The sequence below is a fragment of the Nitrosospira sp. NpAV genome (assembly GCF_000832065.1).
Lineage (GTDB): Bacteria > Pseudomonadota > Gammaproteobacteria > Burkholderiales > Nitrosomonadaceae > Nitrosospira.
Genome location: NZ_JXQM01000021.1, coordinates 239,591 through 257,422, shown reverse-complemented (window position 1 = coordinate 257,422; position 17,832 = coordinate 239,591). Strand labels below are relative to the sequence as shown.

Annotated in this window: 13 protein-coding genes and 1 pseudogene; 6 read left to right on the top strand and 8 right to left on the bottom strand. The window is 54.3% G+C overall.

Going from position 1 to position 17,832, the window contains the following annotated elements; genetic code table 11:
* Nucleotides 1-763 (top strand): annotated as a pseudogene (gene glnA / locus SQ11_RS13890) (glutamine synthetase); the annotation flags it as partial.
* Nucleotides 764-948: 185 nt separating this feature from the next.
* Here the strand turns inward: glnA and SQ11_RS13885 are convergent.
* Together SQ11_RS13885 and SQ11_RS16560 are read right to left on the bottom strand one after the other, a co-directional pair.
* Nucleotides 949-1,830, bottom strand: coding sequence for a hypothetical protein (locus SQ11_RS13885; RefSeq protein ID WP_041514731.1), 882 nt, complete (start codon nucleotides 1,828-1,830; stop codon nucleotides 949-951).
* Nucleotides 1,830-2,381 (bottom strand): hypothetical protein, encoded by a 552-nt coding sequence (locus SQ11_RS16560; RefSeq protein ID WP_052494271.1) that lies wholly within the window; start codon nucleotides 2,379-2,381, stop codon nucleotides 1,830-1,832. The genes SQ11_RS13885 and SQ11_RS16560 overlap by 1 nt, the downstream gene beginning before the upstream one ends.
* A gap of 369 nt (nucleotides 2,382-2,750) precedes the next feature.
* Here SQ11_RS16560 and SQ11_RS13875 point away from each other — a divergent pair, with 369 nt between their 5' ends.
* On the top strand, nucleotides 2,751-3,656 hold the full coding sequence (locus SQ11_RS13875) for a tyrosinase family protein (protein WP_041514730.1): 906 nt from the start codon (nucleotides 2,751-2,753) through the stop codon (nucleotides 3,654-3,656).
* Nucleotides 3,657-3,738: 82 nt separating this feature from the next.
* Here the strand turns inward: SQ11_RS13875 and SQ11_RS13870 are convergent, their stop codons facing one another.
* On the bottom strand, nucleotides 3,739-4,152 hold the full coding sequence (locus SQ11_RS13870; RefSeq protein WP_232298015.1) for a MarR family transcriptional regulator: 414 nt from the start codon (nucleotides 4,150-4,152) through the stop codon (nucleotides 3,739-3,741).
* A 154-nt stretch (nucleotides 4,153-4,306) separates the two neighbouring features.
* Between SQ11_RS13870 and SQ11_RS13865 the strand changes: the two genes are divergently transcribed.
* The 3 genes from SQ11_RS13865 to SQ11_RS13855 all read left to right on the top strand — a co-directional run bounded on the left by SQ11_RS13865 (nucleotide 4,307) and on the right by SQ11_RS13855 (nucleotide 7,645).
* Nucleotides 4,307-5,338 (top strand): fatty acid desaturase, encoded by a 1,032-nt coding sequence (locus SQ11_RS13865; protein WP_052494270.1) that lies wholly within the window; start codon nucleotides 4,307-4,309, stop codon nucleotides 5,336-5,338.
* A gap of 200 nt (nucleotides 5,339-5,538) precedes the next feature.
* Nucleotides 5,539-6,240: an SDR family NAD(P)-dependent oxidoreductase gene (locus SQ11_RS13860; RefSeq protein WP_041514729.1), complete on the top strand. Its 702-nt coding sequence runs from the start codon at nucleotides 5,539-5,541 to the stop codon at nucleotides 6,238-6,240.
* Between the two features lie 127 nt (nucleotides 6,241-6,367).
* Nucleotides 6,368-7,645, top strand: coding sequence for an O-acetylhomoserine aminocarboxypropyltransferase/cysteine synthase family protein (locus tag SQ11_RS13855; protein WP_041514728.1), 1,278 nt, complete (start codon nucleotides 6,368-6,370; stop codon nucleotides 7,643-7,645).
* A 142-nt stretch (nucleotides 7,646-7,787) separates the two neighbouring features.
* Here SQ11_RS13855 and SQ11_RS13850 read toward each other — a convergent pair whose 3' ends face one another.
* From SQ11_RS13850 to SQ11_RS13830, 5 genes are all read right to left on the bottom strand, one after another.
* Nucleotides 7,788-8,525 (bottom strand): hypothetical protein, encoded by a 738-nt coding sequence (locus SQ11_RS13850; RefSeq protein WP_052494269.1) that lies wholly within the window; start codon nucleotides 8,523-8,525, stop codon nucleotides 7,788-7,790.
* A gap of 9 nt (nucleotides 8,526-8,534) precedes the next feature.
* Nucleotides 8,535-10,010: a hypothetical protein gene (locus SQ11_RS13845; protein WP_041514727.1), complete on the bottom strand. Its 1,476-nt coding sequence runs from the start codon at nucleotides 10,008-10,010 to the stop codon at nucleotides 8,535-8,537.
* Between the two features lie 210 nt (nucleotides 10,011-10,220).
* Entirely contained in the window at nucleotides 10,221-11,081 is an 861-nt protein-coding gene (locus SQ11_RS13840; protein WP_232298014.1) for an alpha/beta hydrolase, read from the bottom strand.
* 357 nt (nucleotides 11,082-11,438) lie between these two features.
* Nucleotides 11,439-12,503 (bottom strand): cobalamin-independent methionine synthase II family protein, encoded by a 1,065-nt coding sequence (locus SQ11_RS13835; protein ID WP_232298013.1) that lies wholly within the window; start codon nucleotides 12,501-12,503, stop codon nucleotides 11,439-11,441.
* Nucleotides 12,500-14,590 carry a PAS domain-containing sensor histidine kinase gene (locus SQ11_RS13830; protein WP_041514725.1) on the bottom strand — a complete coding sequence of 697 codons (2,091 nt, stop codon included), beginning with the start codon at nucleotides 14,588-14,590 and terminating at the stop codon, nucleotides 12,500-12,502. Before SQ11_RS13830 ends, SQ11_RS13835 begins: the two co-directional genes overlap by 4 nt.
* Before the next feature lie 250 nt (nucleotides 14,591-14,840).
* On the opposite strand from SQ11_RS13830, the gene SQ11_RS13825 reads away from it, so the two are divergent.
* The gene (locus SQ11_RS13825; protein WP_041514724.1) at nucleotides 14,841-17,675 is read left to right on the top strand and encodes a PAS domain S-box protein; all 2,835 of its coding nucleotides are present in this window, start codon (nucleotides 14,841-14,843) and stop codon (nucleotides 17,673-17,675) included.
* Nucleotides 17,676-17,832 lie beyond the last annotated feature (157 nt).

The following is a 17,832-nucleotide window of genomic DNA, read 5'->3' as shown; positions in this document are numbered from 1 at the left end:
TGCCGGGCAGTGCGAAATCGGTACCAAATACAGCAGCCTGGTGAAGCGCGCGGATTGGACCCAGCTATTCAAATATGTGGTGCACAACGTGGCCCACTCTTACGGTAAAACGGCGACCTTCATGCCCAAGCCCATTGTCGGCGATAACGGTTCGGGCATGCATGTGCATCAATCGATCTGGAAAGCCGGCCAGAATCTGTTTTCGGGAAATGGCTATGCCGGGCTTTCGGAGCTGGCCTTGTTTTACATCGGCGGCATCATCAAACATGCCAAGGCCTTGAACGCCATCACCAATCCGGGCACTAATTCCTACAAGCGCCTGGTGCCGGGTTTTGAGGCACCGATCAATCTTGCCTACTCGGCCCGCAACCGCTCCGCCGCCGTACGCATCCCCTATGTCAGCAGCCCCAAAGGACGGCGCATCGAAGTGCGCTTTCCCGATCCGACCGCCAATCCCTATTTCGCTTTCACGGCGTTAATGATGGCCGGGCTGGATGGCATCCAGAACAAGATTCATCCCGGTGATCCCATGGACAAGAATCTTTATGATCTTCCTCCTGAAGAAGCAGCCCAGATTCCGAAGTCCTGCGCTTCGCTGGATGAGGCGCTGGACAATCTGGACAAGGATCGCAGTTTTCTCACTCGCGGCGGCGTGTTTTCGAATGATATGATCGATGCCTATATCGAACTCAAGATGGAGGAAGTCACGCGCTTTCGCATGACGACTCATCCGGTGGAATTCGATATGTACTACAGCTTATGAATTCAACCGGATAATCCATTGGGAGGCTGGATGGCGTCGAGGGATAGAGCGCCAGGAAGGACCTGTGAATCCTGAATCCTGCGGTTGACTACTGGGCTTGCCGCTGGGCTCGTTATGGCGCCCGCCCTGTGCCCAAGTCCCGCGCATTCCACCCTGTTTACCTGCGGATTCAGGATGATAATGCTTCACGCCGGGAGGAGAAAATGCAGTATGGCATTGGTGATGGCGCCTTTTCCCGCGTGATCGAACGCGACAAACATGGGTGCGGTATTCACCTCAAGAAATTTCAGTGTACCGGTATCGGCACACGTTTTATAGTCCGCCGCCGCGAAGTCAAGACCGATTCGATCGGTTAATCGTTTCAATTGCCGGGTCAGTGGTTTCGGCAAGCTTGAGATCACGGATAATTTACAGGCGCCGTCCACCCGGTAATCAATTTCTTTCGATTTGATGGCGAATGCCAGAAATTCGTTACCCACGCGAAATATTCGCACATCGGGCGAGATCAGGCGCTCCTGGATAATGGCGGGCGCCGCCGCCGCACCGCCGTGCTGGGCTACTTTCCCTACCAAATCGCCCAATACCTGCGTGTATTCACCCCCGCAAACCGGCTTGGCGATCCACTTCCCGAAGTCGCCGCCTGCGCCTTTATTGATTCTCCTAATGTCATTCGATATCAGCGAATGCGGGATGTCCATCCCTGACTCCAATGCCATGCGTAGAATGGCAGGTTTCAGGACATTGGGTTCCCCATCCCTGTTGAAGGTGCGGATATCGGCCCGCGAGGCAATCCAGCCTGCAATTGCGGCGTACCAGGCATGTGCGCGAAAGGCGGTTTGCTCGCGAGCATCCGCCATGTGATTGAACACGTCATAGCGTAGAAATGCCGCATCCGGCTCAAGCCGCACGCCGGCAAGCAGCAATTGGTTGGCCTGAATATCCCAATGTATCGAGGGATGCTCAGTGGGGCCAAACAGGATTGTGGAGACGGCTATCTTGCGCTTGTGGGCAATCTTGAGCAGATGCGCGATATTGGGGTCATGTTCTCCGCCTGAAACAAGCAGCATCAGAATTCGCCGAACGGATTGCCCCCACCAGGACCTCCTTTGGAGCTCTTGCCTTCTTCTCCAACGACGAGTGTCGTAAGACCTTCCTCACCTTTTAGATTGGTAGTGGGGGCGGGGATTTCTTCACCTTTTTCACCGGTTGACGGACTCTCTTCTCCTTTCAAGAGCGTGGATGGTCCTTCCTCACCGAGGGCGAATGTCGTCTGCGGGCCTTCTTCGCCTTTCGCCTTGGTAGTCGGATTCTCCTCGCCTTTAAGAAGAGTGGTGGGACCCTCCTCACCTAGCGCGAGTGTCGTGGCTGTTGGCCCCTCTTCACCTTTTGGTTTCGTTGTCGGCAACGGTCTGTCTTTGGTTCCCTTGGGTTTGGTGACCGGATTTTCTTCACCCAGGGCCAAGGTCGTAAATTGATCCTTTTCCTTTAAGCTCTTGTCTTCTTCGCCTATCGCGAGGGTGGTCATCGGCACTTCCTCACCCACCGCCTTGGTCGTCAGTATGTTTTCCTCACCCAAAACCAGCGTAGTGACGTTTTCTGATTTCCTTCCCTTTGCCATGACTATCTCCTTCTGGAATGAAATGACATTTGCATGAATTGGCATGCAGATACAAGTATAGGAAAGATCTTCAGGAAATCAAGTTAAGAGGCCTTGCGAAGGGCGCCTGAAAGCAGCCGAGAAACAATACAGGGGCATTACGTGGTGCCAGATTATGGGATTCCACGGCACTCTGCCCGCAGTGGCTCTATGGCGATTTCCTGGTGGCGGGATGGCCGCCGATTTGCCGTTCCCCATTTTCTTGACAATGTCTTCCCAGGTACTAAGCTGAAACCAGGATTAACCTTGGGGATGCCTCGAACAGCCTCAAGGATGGCCTCAAGCCGGCTTTTTTCTTCCTGTCCAGTTATCACATCAAGGAGAACCACCATGACAACATGTAAGCACGAAGAGCCTTATCACAACCCGGATTATGAAGGCGATGGCGGTCATGAGCATGACCATACGGCTGCGCCGGATAATCCCCGCTATCCTGACCCGCGCATCTACGGGGATTATGCGTCCAAGGAGCCGCCACGCTATGTCCCGCACCCCTATGAACATATATGTTTCAAGCCGCGCAAGGAGGACTATAAGCCGCCGATGCCATGTGACGAGGGCGGAGACAACGGGAACGGCCTCTGTACCCGCAGGAATCAGCGCACGCTGACCACTGATCAACAGAACCGGTTCCTGAATGCCTTTACCCAGATAAATGCGGTAAATGCTTTGGGTCCCCTGGTGGACATCCATTCGAACGCCATTCATCAGATGCATTCGAATCCCCGATTTCTGCCGTGGCACCGGATCTACCTGATACGCATGGAGGAATTGCTGAAAATGGTGGATCCGACCGTGTGCATTCCATACTGGAAATCGAGCGAAGATCAATCATTCCCATCATGGCTAGTCGGTTTTACCCCGACTGTGAATCTGATGAGCGGACCACATACGGTAACACGCAACATCGGTGCATTCGCGACCTTGCCAACTACGGCGGACGTAACGGCGGTAACGGGCAATGGCACCTTCAATCCGTTTGCGTCCGCGCTCGAGGGCATTCATAACTCGGGACATGTTTGGGTCGGTGGATCGATGGGAGGCATACCAACCGCGCCCACCGACCCGGTATTCTGGATGCACCATGCGGAGATAGACCGGATCTGGGCGGAGTGGCAAGTGGCGAATCCCGGTCAAAATCCCAGTCTTGCCGGTGCCGCGGCAATTATGGATCCATGGGTGGAGGATGAGGCAGCCACGCGCGATATTGCCGCGCTTGGGTATACCTACGTGTAAATCATGTCATGAGCGCCTGCCGGGGTACTGCGTTAACCCAGCGATCCGGCTTCTGAGCTGAGGCATATGACTGCCGCCTATTTCACGAGCTGTTCCGCCGGGAAACCGGCAAGGGAAATACTTCGAATACTGAAATGGAATAATCCAGAAAAAGTTCGATTTTTTGCTTGAGACCCGCGGACATGGTTATCTGTTTGGAGCGGAGGTCTTCCGGATCTATGTGTTCGATAAGCAGGCCATGATCGATTGCAATCTGGATATATTTGATGGCGGTGCGTTGACTGATGTTTGGCATGAGCTGATGCAGCTCGGATTTATAAAAAGTATCGCGTGTCGTTCCGTCCAACTGTAGCCACATTTGCGTAAAAAGATCGTAGTAGTTCAAGTCGTGGAAGAGCTTGTCTCCTAAAACATCCATCCAGTATTGATCCGTGTTGTTAAGTAACTGAATAAACTCACGGCGTCTCGCATTTGCGGGTCTATCGGGTTTGCTCATTCTTCATCCTGCCTTCGCAAAATCCTGGGTTATCACCAAAAAACATTATATCTCTTTTTTACATGTAATTTTACATGTATAATTGCAATATTAAGGGAGGAGCACCGCGGATATCCGCGGGATTGCCGGAGTACGCTCTCAAAGGAGTTATGCCATGATTAACAGTATCGAGAAAACCTGGTTTCGCTATCAAGACAGTCTGCTGCCGAACGTTTTAGCGCTGTTTTACTGCCATCTGGCCTATTTTGGCGGAGCCGCGCTCATTCTGTCCCTGAATCCGGTCCTCATGATCGGTGGCACGCTCGCCATGGCGCATGGCATGGTGATCGCCGCTTATTTGATCCACGACTGCGGACACAATGCCCTATTCAAATCGCCGCGTCACAATGCCATGATGGGGGAGGCATTAAACTGGCTTACGGGCGGCTGTTACGGCAATTATGGGGATCTGCGCGCCACCCATATGCATCACCATGTGGATGGCGTGGATGTGACGACACTCGATTACCGGGGTTATCTCGCAAAGCATCCGCTTCAGCGCAAAACTGTGGAAGTGCTGGAGTGGCTTTATGTGCCCGCCGTAGAGTTGATCATGCATGGCGTGCTTATTCTCGCTCCATTTCTTTTCAAGGAAAAAATGGATCAACGGCTGCGTGTAACGCGGGTTGCCGTGATCCGCTTCAGTCTGCTTCTGGCGCTATTTCTCTATTCGCCGCTGGCCTATGTGTGCTATTTGCTGGCTTACATCATTCTGATAACCGTGTTGCGCTTCATGGATGCGCTCCAGCACAACTATGGCGTCGTCGTACTGGCACATGCGGACAAGACGGAGTTGATAAAGCATAGAGGCGATCGGAACTATGAACAATCCCATACGTTCAGCAACCCGATTTCGGTGAAGCATCCGTGGCTGAATCTCCTTACCCTCAATTTCGGCTATCACAATGCGCATCACGCCAGGCCCACCACGCCCTGGCACGCGTTGCCGGCGTTGCATGAGGCGCTATATGGAAACGATGCATCCGTTGTCATCCCATTCCGGAAGCAACTATCAAGCTTCCACAAGAAGAGGGTGGCACGCGTGTTTGGCGACGATAGTGAAACGCACGGCGAACAGTTTGCGCAGCGCCTGTGGAATGGCTCGGCGGTGGGTGTTAGCGGGGTGTCTTTCTTGACTCCATTTTAAGAAGCCGCCGGATAAGTCCCTGGATAGCAGGGGTGCATTCACAAGTATGCGGGTTGGGGTAGAATCGGTAGCTCAACGCATTGCGCTCCGTGGTGCCGTAGACTAAGCTACTATTTCTGCCGCACTTATCGTGCGCCTTGTGATCATTCCCATTTTTTACCGCTACGCGCGCCGCGGAGGACCTGACAGGGATTTCTAATATGAATAAAGGTGTTTGCGTGGTTATTGGAGTAGGTCCGGGTAACGGTGCCGCGATTGCAAGCAAATTCTCCGCCAATGGCTATCAGGTAGCGCTTTGCGCCCGCAATCTACAGAAATTGAATGAAATCGCGGAATCCATCAAGGGTTCCAGGCCGTTCGCATACGATGTCCGGGACCTGGACGCGGCACGTGGGGTCTTTGCTCAAATCCGGGAGGAATTGGGTCCGATTGATGTTCTGGTGTATAACGCGGGTGCCGGCGCCTTTGCCAATATTGACGACGCTTCGCTGGAGGAGTTTGAATCCGCATGGGAAGTTAATTGCAGGGGATTATTTTTTGCGGTAAAGGCAGTGCTCCCGGATATGCGTGCCGCGGGAGCCGGCCGTATCATCGTCATCGGTGCGACTGCATCCATCAAGGGTGGAGCCAATTTTGTGCCGTTTGCCTCTGCAAAGGCCGGTCAACGGGGACTCGTCCAGTCGCTGGCAAGGTATCTTTGGCCCGAGAAAATCCATGTTGCCTATGTGATACTCGACGGCATCGTGAATTTGAAGCGAACCCGGCAACTAATGCCCGACAAGCCTGACGGTTTTTTTATGGAACCGTCCCGGATTGCGGAATCCGTCTACTTCCTTACTCAGCAAAACGAACAAGCCTGGACATTTGAACTTGACCTTCGGCCTTACGCGGAGAAATGGTGAGTGCCACAACACGATCTCCTGTAGCGTTGCACAGCATGCCGCTGTTGGTTTGGACTGGATTCCGGGCCGAGTCTAAAATGATGAATTCATGGCGTTTCCACGTCATGGTTAAACAGGAGGGGATCGTATGAAACTGGAATCGCTGGCATTGCACCACGGATACCAATCCGAACCGCCGACGAGAGCCGCGGCGGTACCCATTTATCAGACAACGTCCTATACGTTCGATAATACGCAGCACGGCGCCGATCTATTTGATTTGAAGGTGCACGGAAATATTTATACGCGCATCATGAATCCCACCAATGCGGTGCTGGAGAAGCGCATCGCGGAGATGGAGGAGGGTGTTGGTGCGCTGGCCGTGGCTTCGGGCATGGCGGCAATCACCTATGCGATTCAGTGCATTGCCGGCACCGGTGACAATATTGTGAGTACCAGTCAACTTTATGGAGGCACTTACAATTTGTTTGCGCACACGTTTCCGCGGCAAGGCATCACATCGCGCATGGTGTCGTACGATGACTATGAGGGTATCGAGCGGAACATCGACAACCATACCCGGGCGGTATTTTGTGAATCCATCGGAAATCCCGCGGGAAATATCGTCGATATCGAGAAACTGGCAGACATTGCGCATAGGCATGGCGTGCCGCTCATTGTCGACAGTACGGTTTCCACGCCCTATCTTTGCCAGCCTTTCAAGTTTGGGGCGGATATCGTGGTGCACTCACTGACTAAATATATCGGGGGGCATGGCACGACCGTTGGGGGAATGATCGTTGATTCAGGAAAATTCGATTGGGTAAAGCACAAAGCGCGCTTTCCCCTGCTGAACGAAGCCGATCCCTCGTATCACGGCGTGGTGTATACGGAAGCATTCGAAGAGGCTGCTTTTATCGGCCGCTGCCGGGTAGTGCCGCTACGCAATACCGGCGCGGCGTTATCGCCGCATAGCGCATTTTTAATACTGCAGGGGCTGGAAACGCTAGGTTTGAGGATGGAGCGGCACTGTGAGAACGCCCTGAAAGTCGCACGGTATCTGGAGAGCCATCCAAAAGTGGAGCGGGTGAATTATGCGGGATTGCCTGGCAGCAGGTATCACGGCCTGTGTAATAAACTGAGCAGGGGAAAAGCGTCGGGAATACTGAGTTTCGAGATCAGGGGCGGAGCGGCCTCTGGCGGCCAGTTCATCGATGCGCTGAAGATGATCCTGCGTCTGGTTAATATTGGCGACGCAAAATCACTTGCTTGTCATCCCGCCTCAACCACCCACAGACAATTGAGTCCCGAAGAATTGAGGGCCTCGGGGGTATCGGAGGGCCTTGTCAGGATATCGGTGGGCATAGAACATATTGACGATATCATTGAGGATATCGCCCAGGCACTGACAGCCTGCCGAACTTAAAGAATCGAAGGGAAATATGGACCGGCCGGACGCTTTTGCAGCCGATTTCCTCTAAATCCGACCGTCTGCCCGATGCGATCGTTTGAGCGTACCTATGATGGATTGTGTTTTATCCACCCATCCTGCCGGAAACCCTATTTTTTTAGAACGGCAGGTAATGCGTTGTACAGAAAGCGCCGGTAATCGCGCCTTCCTTGTTTTCCTTGTGATAGTCATGCCACCAGCGTGCCGATTGCCAGATGGCTTCCGGGCAGCTCGCGCGGCTTTCGAGACCAGGGGTGAGGTCGAATCCCTCGGCGCCGGTCAAGGTTTCAAGCATGGCGGCCGAAGGAATCCCCATTCCATCCAGTAGCGGATTTCCCGCGCGGCCCGCGCCCCATGCATATCCCAGCCATGCCAGCAAAAGCTGTACTGCATCAAGCACGATACGTTGTTGCTGAAATCGCTCAAGTGCATCCATAAGCTTTTTCGGCGTCACTGAAGCCGGAAGATGAAGAATGGCGATGTTGGGGAAGCTTTTCGGATCGGCATATCTGCCGAGAACCGCTTGTTGCACACCATTGCTTGCCGGGGGGAAACCAAAGCCCTCAGTCGGCATCAGGGAGATTTCATACAAGGGTGCCGTAGCCAGGGCTTTGGCTTCGCTTTGTCCCAGCAAGGCCACATGTGACCAATGGCTAGGCGTTAGATCATTGCGAAAATGCGATTGCGCAACCCTGAGGCGGAAGTCGACCAGACTCGTGCCTCCCAGCAGCAATATCGCCACCCGGTCATTTCGCCAATGGGACCGCAACCAGTCTATGTTGTTTTTTTCGCGTGCTCTCTTATGCTCCTTGAACTCCTTGTTGATCGACTTGGCTCTGGAAGATAGCGTAGGCATCTGTTCTCCTTATGCGGGGATGAGTGATATTTCACGCACGACTTGCGGCCTGCGCTGGCTAAAGTCTTCGTGAAGCGGGTAATAAGTCGTGCGCAAATGTACGCCAGCGCCGCTGCGCGTGAACGAAAGCAGTACAAAATGGTTGCCGCGCTGTTCATGAACCCGCGAGCTGACAAATCGTGCACCAAAATCACTGAACCATAGAAATTCGGGCACAGCTTGCGAGCTGGAGTGGCGGGGCCAGGGTTCGGTCCGCCCGCCGATCGAGCTCCAGAGCGCGACCAGTTGGTCTTTTCCCACCGTACTTACCAGCGACGTGGGAGAAGAGATAATTTCGAATATCGACTCTCGCCCCGTGCGCGTATCCCGCGCTCCCGCTACTCGCCCCCAGTGTACGTCCCCAGTGATCAGGGTGATGGGCAGACCCGCGTCGGCAAGCCGGCCCAGCGCATGCGTGATGTAACTGAAATCGCCGTAGTTCGGCAAGTGATAACCGGCGGCCACGCCTCTCAATCCTCCCACCGATACATCCAGCATCGATTGTCCGGTGATGAATACACCTATTCGCCGCTCTTTTATGGTGTCGGAAACCCAGTGATCAAGCTGCGCTCTTGCTCTTGCAGACAGTACCGCAGCTCGGCCCGGATCACGTTTCGATCTTCCATCCGTAATAAAGAAAGAGAGTGGTTCGACGTTGATTACCGAAGCGTCGCCCAGTTCGGACGGCCCTCCATGGTGATAGGCGTCGGGTTCGTAGGAGAATTGAAAAGCTTTATACAAGGCCGCCGCGGCCGCGGTCCAGTTAGCGCGTCCGGATTGTGTCCAGCTATTTTGTACAAATGGACTGGGGTGCGGGAAATTATTCCAGTATTCGTGATCGTCGGGCGCGGATGCGGTGGGTGCAAGCCTGAGCAACTGCGAATAACCGGCTTCTCCCTGCCAGTTGGCCCGATAATCACCCTCGAACCTGCGGGCAAGCTCGGACCTGTTATCCGGGAAATTCGCGAGCGTAGGCAGATCCAGGTAAACCTGATCGCCCAGCAGTAATGTCAAATCGGGGCGAGCCGCCCCATTCAGCCGGTTCGCGAACGCGCCCGCCAGTCCGGTCTTGTCTTCAGCCTGGTAAAAACATGAGGCCAGCAGGACATTGAACGTGCTGTCGAGGGGTCTGGGGACGCTGGAGGGCAGTGTTTTCGTGCGTAGCTCGGCACTCGCTGTTGTATTCGAGGCGCTTGCGCTGAGGGATACTTTATAGTTCGTGCCAGGATGGAGACCGCTGATCTCGAACACACCGGTAAAGTTATCCGCGGGTAAGGCGCCGCGAAGCTCCACCGGGATAGCACTTGCAAGCGCCCGCAACGGATGTGCGGTAACCCGGTTGCCGTCCACAAACCAAGTGAGCACGGGCATCTGGGAAGCAAGGATCCCAACCCAGATGCGTATACAGCCGCTGGGCGCGGCGCGGGGCACGAGGGATATCTTCATGCCGGAAAACTTCGTGAAGCCGGGGGGCTTATACGGTTAAGCCTGGACCAGAGGGGAAAATTGCAAATACGCATCCATAAAATGCAGGTTCCATACGATTTTTGGCGGAATAGGGTGCGTAAAAAGCAAGTCATCATTGCTCGTAGTGCCGGGACATTCACGCAGTTAAGCATAGCATAACAATCTACGGGAAGCCTGAGCAGATAGGGTTTATTTCTCCCCCTCGGGCATATAGGATTCAAGAAAATTCAGAATGCGGTCTTCATATTCCTTGCCCGCATAGGCGTGCATGTTGAAGTGACCGCCTCCCGGCACTATCCACATTTCTTTTGGCTGCCGGGCTGCATCAAACAACCGTTTGGTTTCGGCCATTGTTGTATGGCGATCATCCGTGCCCGAAATCAGCAGCAAAGGCGTATTAAGCTCGCCTATGCGGGTGATGGGATTCAATGCTTCGGGCGAAATGTTCAGGCGATACGATAGCTGCCATAGCAGGAGCGGAGAAAACATCGGGCCAAACTCGCCAAGATGGAGTTTCAACCGGTTTTCGACGGCTTCTTCAATCGTGGGATGAAGCGATTCGAGCACCACGGCGTCAAGTCTCAGCGGATGGCTTGCCAGCGCGATAGCGGCTGCGCCCAGGGAAACGCCGATGGCGGCAATCCGTTCAGAGGGAAAATTCTCCCGCAGATAAGCGACGGCAGCTTCCACATCTTCCGATTCGAGAACCCCAAAGGTGATCCGTTCGCCGGGTGTCTCGCCATGCGCCTGAAGATCGATGAGGAGAACGCCATATCCCTGCCCATTCAGAAACTTGGCCCGGCTTAGCATCTCGACGCGATTGCTGCGGATGGAATGAACCAGCAATATCATGCCGCCCCCATGCGCACCTCGCTTCAGCCAGCCATGCACGCTGGAATCGGCATCACGGGAACTGGCAGCGAGAGGAATCTGCACGGACTCGACCGGGAAATCGGATGATACCGGGCCGGACAGGGAATCGACGGAGGTGGGGGCTGCACCCGTCAGCAGTTCGCCCACACCCACGGCGGTGATTATGATGACGGTCACGCAGGCCGATATTCCAATCAGAATCCAGCGGCGCATAATTTGAGTGGATGATGAAGCGGATTCATTCGGTTATTGTCGGATATGCTGCGCTAATCCAACCTGTATCTGCTGTATGGATTCATCATACAATCCCCAGTTTCGTCAATAAGGCAAAGCACGCGATCAGCTCCGATACGTCAGAAAGCCTGCGGGACGATCCGGAGCGAGAGGAAATTCCTGCCGGAGAATTGGACGAACCACGTTATCGGGTCATTGGCGGAATCGATGGCCCGCCAAGCATTGATCAGCGCCAGATGGCAGGCAAACTCGCGCCATTGGTGTGGCGGGCCCTTTCCCAATCGGTAATATTTTTTGCCACTATCTTCCCAATAGCATTTTCGACGCGAGGGCGGTGCCCAGCACGCGCGCCCGTATCTTCTCGAACGCGGTATCGCGGCTTGTGGAAATATCATCGCAAAAAGGCGAGAAGCCACAATCATCCGTGGTGCCGAGCTGATCAAGAGGAATGTACTTGGCTATTTCGAGGATACAGTCACGGATTTGTTCGGGGGTTTCGACGTGTGGATTGATGGGATCGACAACGCCGATGAAAATCCGATGCTCCGGTTTCATATGGGCGCGGATGATCTTCAGTACCCGCACGTAATCCCGTTCGCTAGCCAATGCGATATAAAAATTCCCCGCTTTCAACTGAAATAGACTGGGTAGCAATTCAGCGTAGTCGATGTCGGCGCTGTGGGTGGAGTCGCGGTCGCTGCCAGGGCATGTATGGATTCCAATCCGCGTAAGTTCTTCACAAGTAAAATGCGAGAGTGCCAGGTTGTTCAGATCAATAAAACTGTTGAGGAGCTTCCCAGTGGGATCAAGCTTCAATGCCAGTCGTCCCTCGGTGAAGTCGATCTGGACTTTATGCGCGCCCTTGTCGAGGCAGCGGCGAACCTCGCTTTCGTGCTCGCGAAGAAGGTCGTCGATAAATTCCGCACGCGAGTACCCGGGTATCTCTTCGGCGGGATAGATCAGGCTCAGGGCAGAAGGCGAAATAACGGCCTGCTTGACCGGAGCGCGCGTGTGCCGCATAGCCTTTTCCAGAAAGCGGTCCGCGTAGATACGGTAATGGAACGGCCCCGAGGTCAGTTGCGGCAGGCGACGGCTATGGCCAGCGTCGAAAGGAATGGTGAAACCATCGGGTTTCGTATTTTCAAGCCCATCCACGCAATAAGTGACAAAATTATGGTATTTCCTCTGTTCCCCATCGGTAATCACCGGCGAACCCGTCGCCTCAAATCGCTTGATGGTATCCTGTATCGCAATGTCATAGAGCGGCTCCAGCTTCGGGTCCATATGGTCGCCGGTAATCGCCTGAATCAGTTCTGGAGGTCTCGGGATGCTGCCTATGGGCTCGGTGGGTATGGTAATAGTCATGGTTTCCGCTTCCATCTGCTCAGACTTCCGATGGTGGCAATCAGTTCATGCGATTCGACAGGTTTGGAAAGATGAATCTGATAACCCGCAATCATTGCCCGGGTCCGGTCTTCGGAACGGGCAAACGCGGTAAGGGCAATAGCGGGCGTTTTTCCGCCATGAGTGGCAGGAAGATTCCTCACTTCACGAATGAGTTCGTACCCGTCCTTTCCCGGCATGCCGATGTCGCTTATTATGACATCCGGCCTTCTGCTTTTGAGGAGCTCCAACCCTTCGATGGCGTTGGCGGCGGTAATCACGTCCGCTTCGTATTCCGTCAGTACTTCGTTGATGAGCTCACGGGAATCCGGCTCATCGTCAATCACCAGAACCTTCACGCCGGAGAGCGTAACGTGCCGGTTGCCGGGCGCCGGGGCCGCCGATGCGGCCCGGCGGCGGATCCCCCTGTCGCTAAGGGGTGCAAGTGGCAGGTTCACGATAAACGACGCACCCAGTCCCTCGCCGGCGCTTTCCGCGTGAACCGTCCCCCCATGAAGTGCCGCAAGTTGTTTTACAATGGCAAGTCCCAGGCCGAGGCCGCCGTAGTGCCTGGTAAGCGAGGAATCGGCCTGCCGGAAACGGTCAAAAATGTATGCCAGGAATTCAGGCCTTACACCTATGCCCGAATCTTTTACCGTAACCTCAAGATGCGATGCCACCGAGTTAACGATAACTTCGATATTGCCGCCCTTGGGGGTAAATTTGACCGCATTGGAAAGAAGATTCCAGATTATCTGCTGGAGCCGATGTTGATCGCCAGAGACAAATCCGACGGCGGGATCGATTTTTTTTATTAGATGAATATTCTTGGCTTCCACCGCGGGGGTCACCGATTCAACCGCCGCCTCCACGATGCGGGCAAGGTCCAGTTGCTGTATGTCAAGCCTTATTTTCCCGGAGATGATGCTGCTCATCTCCAGAAGATCGTCGATGAGCTTATTCTGGGCACGCGCGTTCCTTTCTATGGTCTCCAGTCCCCGCTGAATAGCTTCCTGACTCATCGTTCCCTGTGAAATAAGCTGCGCCCATCCAAGAATCGCATTAAGCGGTGTCCTGAGCTCATGAGACAGCGTTGACAGAAATTCATCCTTGATGCGGTTGGCCCGCTCGGCTTCGTTTCTCGCTGCCCGTTCGTTCTCAAGAAGCTGTTTTTTTTCTTCGTCCGCCTGTTTTATGCTATCGATATCGGTACTTGAGCATACCCACATCGATACTTTTCCTTGGACATCGCGCTTGGCATGCGCCCGAGTCAGATGCCAGCGATAGCTCCCGTTGGCTTGGCGGAAGCGAATCTCCATCTGGAACGGTTCTCCCGTGGCAAGAGAATGGCGCCACCGCCTGGCGTTTTCGTCCACATCATCAGGATGGACGAGTTTTGTCTTGTCCCAGCCTTCCACCTGATCAAGGGGAAGCCCGCTGTAGTCTCTCCATTGCTGGTTGAAATAATCCACCAAGCCGTCAGCCCGGGCGGTGAAGATTTTAAGGGGCATCGATTCGGCCATGAAACGCTGCCGTTCTCCGCTTTCCCGCAGCGCTTCTTCAGTATGCCTGCGTGCCGTAATGTCCCTGAAGCTCCAGACACGGCCAATATTCTGATTTTCAATATACTGAATTTTGGAGAACTGCTCAAATACTCTGCCATCGGCGAGTTCCAGCACGTCGTAACTATCTGCCGGCCAGTATGCGTAAATTTCTTCTGTCCTTTCGAGAAGCCACTGGGGGTTCTTCGCATATTTGCAGCATAATTTCAGCAATTGCCTGTGTTCGCTCAAATTTGTGATGTCGCGAGGAATCTTCCACATTTGCAGATACAACTCGTTGAAACGGAGAACCAGGCCGTCCTGGTCAGTGACCAGAATTCCATCAGCGGTGGATTCAATGGTGGCGCGTAGAATTGAGAGAGAGTGGTCGAGCCGTCTCGCCTTTTCCTCCAGCGATTTTTTGGCTTGCTTGAGTTCGTTCTCGGCCCGCTGGCGCGCCAAAAGAATGGTATTGGAGGTTTGTAATGCAACGGAGCGCAGCAGCTTCTCTTCGTTATCGTCTATCATCCCTTTCCTTTCATCGGCTTGTTACATAAATAGTAACAAACGTCTGGCCCAATAATTATTTTTAAGAGTATAACCCTATTTATATTCAGGTCAATGAAGCATCGAACCGGGAGTCTCCTGCTTGACCGATGGAAGATACCCAGTAAAATTGTGCTAATCTAAACACCAAATGAGAACGATTTACGGAAGCATTATTTCCTGTGTCATCGCTCACAGAAATCCTTCATCAAGAACACAGGAATGAATATTCATGAATAAGCCGGAAATCCCGGGCTGGCTGCGCGGCAGCGAAATGGGCGAGATCATTTATGCCCACGACTGGACTGAATCAGGCCTGGGGTCCATCCATACATGGCCGTCCAACCTCCAGATTGCGCTCAATATCATACTGTTGCTGCCGTCACCCGCCATATTGTTTTGGGGGCCAAAACTCATACAGATCTATAACGACCGTTGCCGGGATTGGATGGGTACCGAGCATCCCGCCTGCCTGGGTCAGCCAGTCGGTGAGTTCTGGCCGGAGGTATGGGATTTCCTCGCGCCGGTGTGCGAAGGCGTGATGCAGCGCCACGAATCGTTTATCTTTGATGATCAACCTCTTACCGTTAAACGCAGCGGGGTGCTCAAAGAGGGGTTTTTCAAACTTACCTACAGCCCCATCCCCGGCGACGCCTCCAATCATGGAGATAACGTGGATACAGGCATGCCGGGCGGGATACTGGTAACGATAAACGAGACGACCGAACTGGTCCGTGCGCGCGCGCTCGAAGCGGAGCGTATCCGTCTGCATGGAGCGCTGCAAGCACAACGGATTCAGTTGTTCGAAGAGGTATTTCGTAACGCGCCGTCATTTCTGTACGTACTCAAGGGACCGGAGTTCGTTTTTGAGTTTGCCAATGAGGCGTTCTATCAACTTGTCGGTCACCGCGAGCTGCTCGGCCGCCCGGCCTTCGAAGCGCTTCCGGAGGCGGCACACGACGGTATCCAGCACAGCCTCATTCAGGTGATGGCTTCCGGCGAGCCATTCGTAGGATTCGAACAGCCGGTGAAAGTCATACGCACGCCGGGCGGACAATCGGAAGAGCGCTTTGTCGACGTCAGTTACCTACCCATTTTCGACGAACATGGCGCCTGCCAGTACATTCTGGGCCATGGCATCGACGTTACCGCTCACGTGCAAAAGCGCAAAAGTGCCGAAAACGCGTTGCGTGAGAGCGAGGAACGTTTTCGCCGCGCATTGGAAATCGATACGGTCGGCATCATTTTCCTGAATACTGAAGGCCAGATTACCCAAGCCAATGATGCGTTCCTGACGATGAGCGGTCTCAGCCGCGACGACGAGAAGGCGGAACAGTTGCGCTGCGATGAGATGACACCCCCGGAATGGACTTCGATTTCGCTGCGGGCTATCGAGGAGTTCAAGGCCACTGGACGCACCACCCCCTATGAGAAGGAATTCTTCCGCAAGGATGGCTCGCGCTGGTGGGCCTTGCTCGCCGCGAAGCAAATCAGCGAGCATGAGGGCGTAGAATATGTGATTGATATAACCAGGCGCAAGCGCGTCGAGCAGAGCCTGCGCGAGAGCGAAGCGCGGTTTCGCGCCATGGCGGAAGCTTCACCCGCATTGACCTGGCAGGTGGATGTGCATGGGAACAAGGTTTATGTTAATCAGCGGTTTGTAGAGATGATCGGTGTCGCTGCGGAGGATCTGATGCCTACCGGCTGGCATTCGATTATTCACCCGGATGACATAACAGGTTATGTGGCGGCGTTCGAACAGGCGTTGCATGATCGCTCGCGTTTCCGGCAGCGCGTGCGGATCAAGACTGCGAAAGGCGAGTGGCGCTGGCTGGAATCCTACGCGCTGCCCTGGTTTACTGCCACCGATGAGTATGCGGGACATGTCGGCATATCGATAGATATCACCGATACCGTCAATGCGGAAACGGCATTACGGGAAACCGACCGCCGCAAGGATGAGTTCCTGGCCACGCTGGCACATGAACTGCGCAACCCGCTTGCGCCAATTTCCAATGCGCTGGCGCTCATCGCGCGACCGGATGGCATTACTGCGCTTCCCCGTCTGCTGCCGGTCATAAACCGGCAGGTCAACTATATGATCCGGCTGGTGGACGATCTACTGGAGATATCGCGCATCACCAGTGGAAAAATCGAGCTGCGGCCGGCGCCAATCGCTTTGGCCGTCGTACTGCGCAATGCGGTGGAAGCGAGCATGCCATTGATTAACGAAAGGGGGCATAAACTGAGCGTATTCATTCCAGAAACGCCGTTGATTGTGCTCGCGGACATTGTGCGTCTGGAGCAGGTGTTTACCAATTTGCTCAACAATGCGGCCCGCTACACGGAAGAGGGTGGGCAGATCTGGTTGACCGCCCGCCAGGAAGGGGGGAGCGCCGTGGTATCCGTACGCGACAACGGTATCGGTATTCTGGCCGGCATGCTGCCTCGATTATTCGATATGTTTGCACAGGAGCGACGCCAGGGTATCGGAGCTCAGGAGGGGCTGGGTATCGGACTCAACCTGGTTTACCGCCTGCTGCAAATGCACGGCGGTACTATTGAAGCCATCAGCGAAGGAAAGGACCGGGGCAGCGAATTTATCGTGCGCCTGCCTTTGTCGGAGGTATCCGCTCGCGCAAAAAGCGCCGAACCGGAGCAACTGCCTTCTCCGACGAAGGGCCTGCGTATCCTGGTGGTCGACGACAATCATGACGCGGCCGAGGTTCTTTCCATGCTTCTTGAGTCAACGGGTATTAACGTCCGGGTTGTCAATAGCGGCCCGGCGGCGCTGGCGGCACTCCCTGATTACCAGCCAAATGTAATTCTGATGGACATAGGCATGCCGGGGATGAACGGTTATGAGGTGGCGCGCCGTATTCGAGAGCAGCCGAGATATGACAGCATCACGATGGTCGCCCTGACCGGCTGGGGCCAGGAAGAAGACCGCCGACAGTCGGAGGATGCCGGTTTCGATCATCATCTGACGAAGCCGGTGGATTTCAAGCTCCTGAAGGAAATGATCGCTTCGCTGTATAGAGCCAATCCGCCTCCTCCGGCACGGTAGTTCCTTGCTCGACGGTGACACGGATTTGTTCGCCCAGTTTTTCTACCTTCTGCGATCGTTGTGACGAGCTCATCAAATAATCTAGTTATGTTCAGGGAGGTTTAGTATTTTAAAGTATCGGATCAATGAATACCCATACCTTTAATTCTTGCATCGC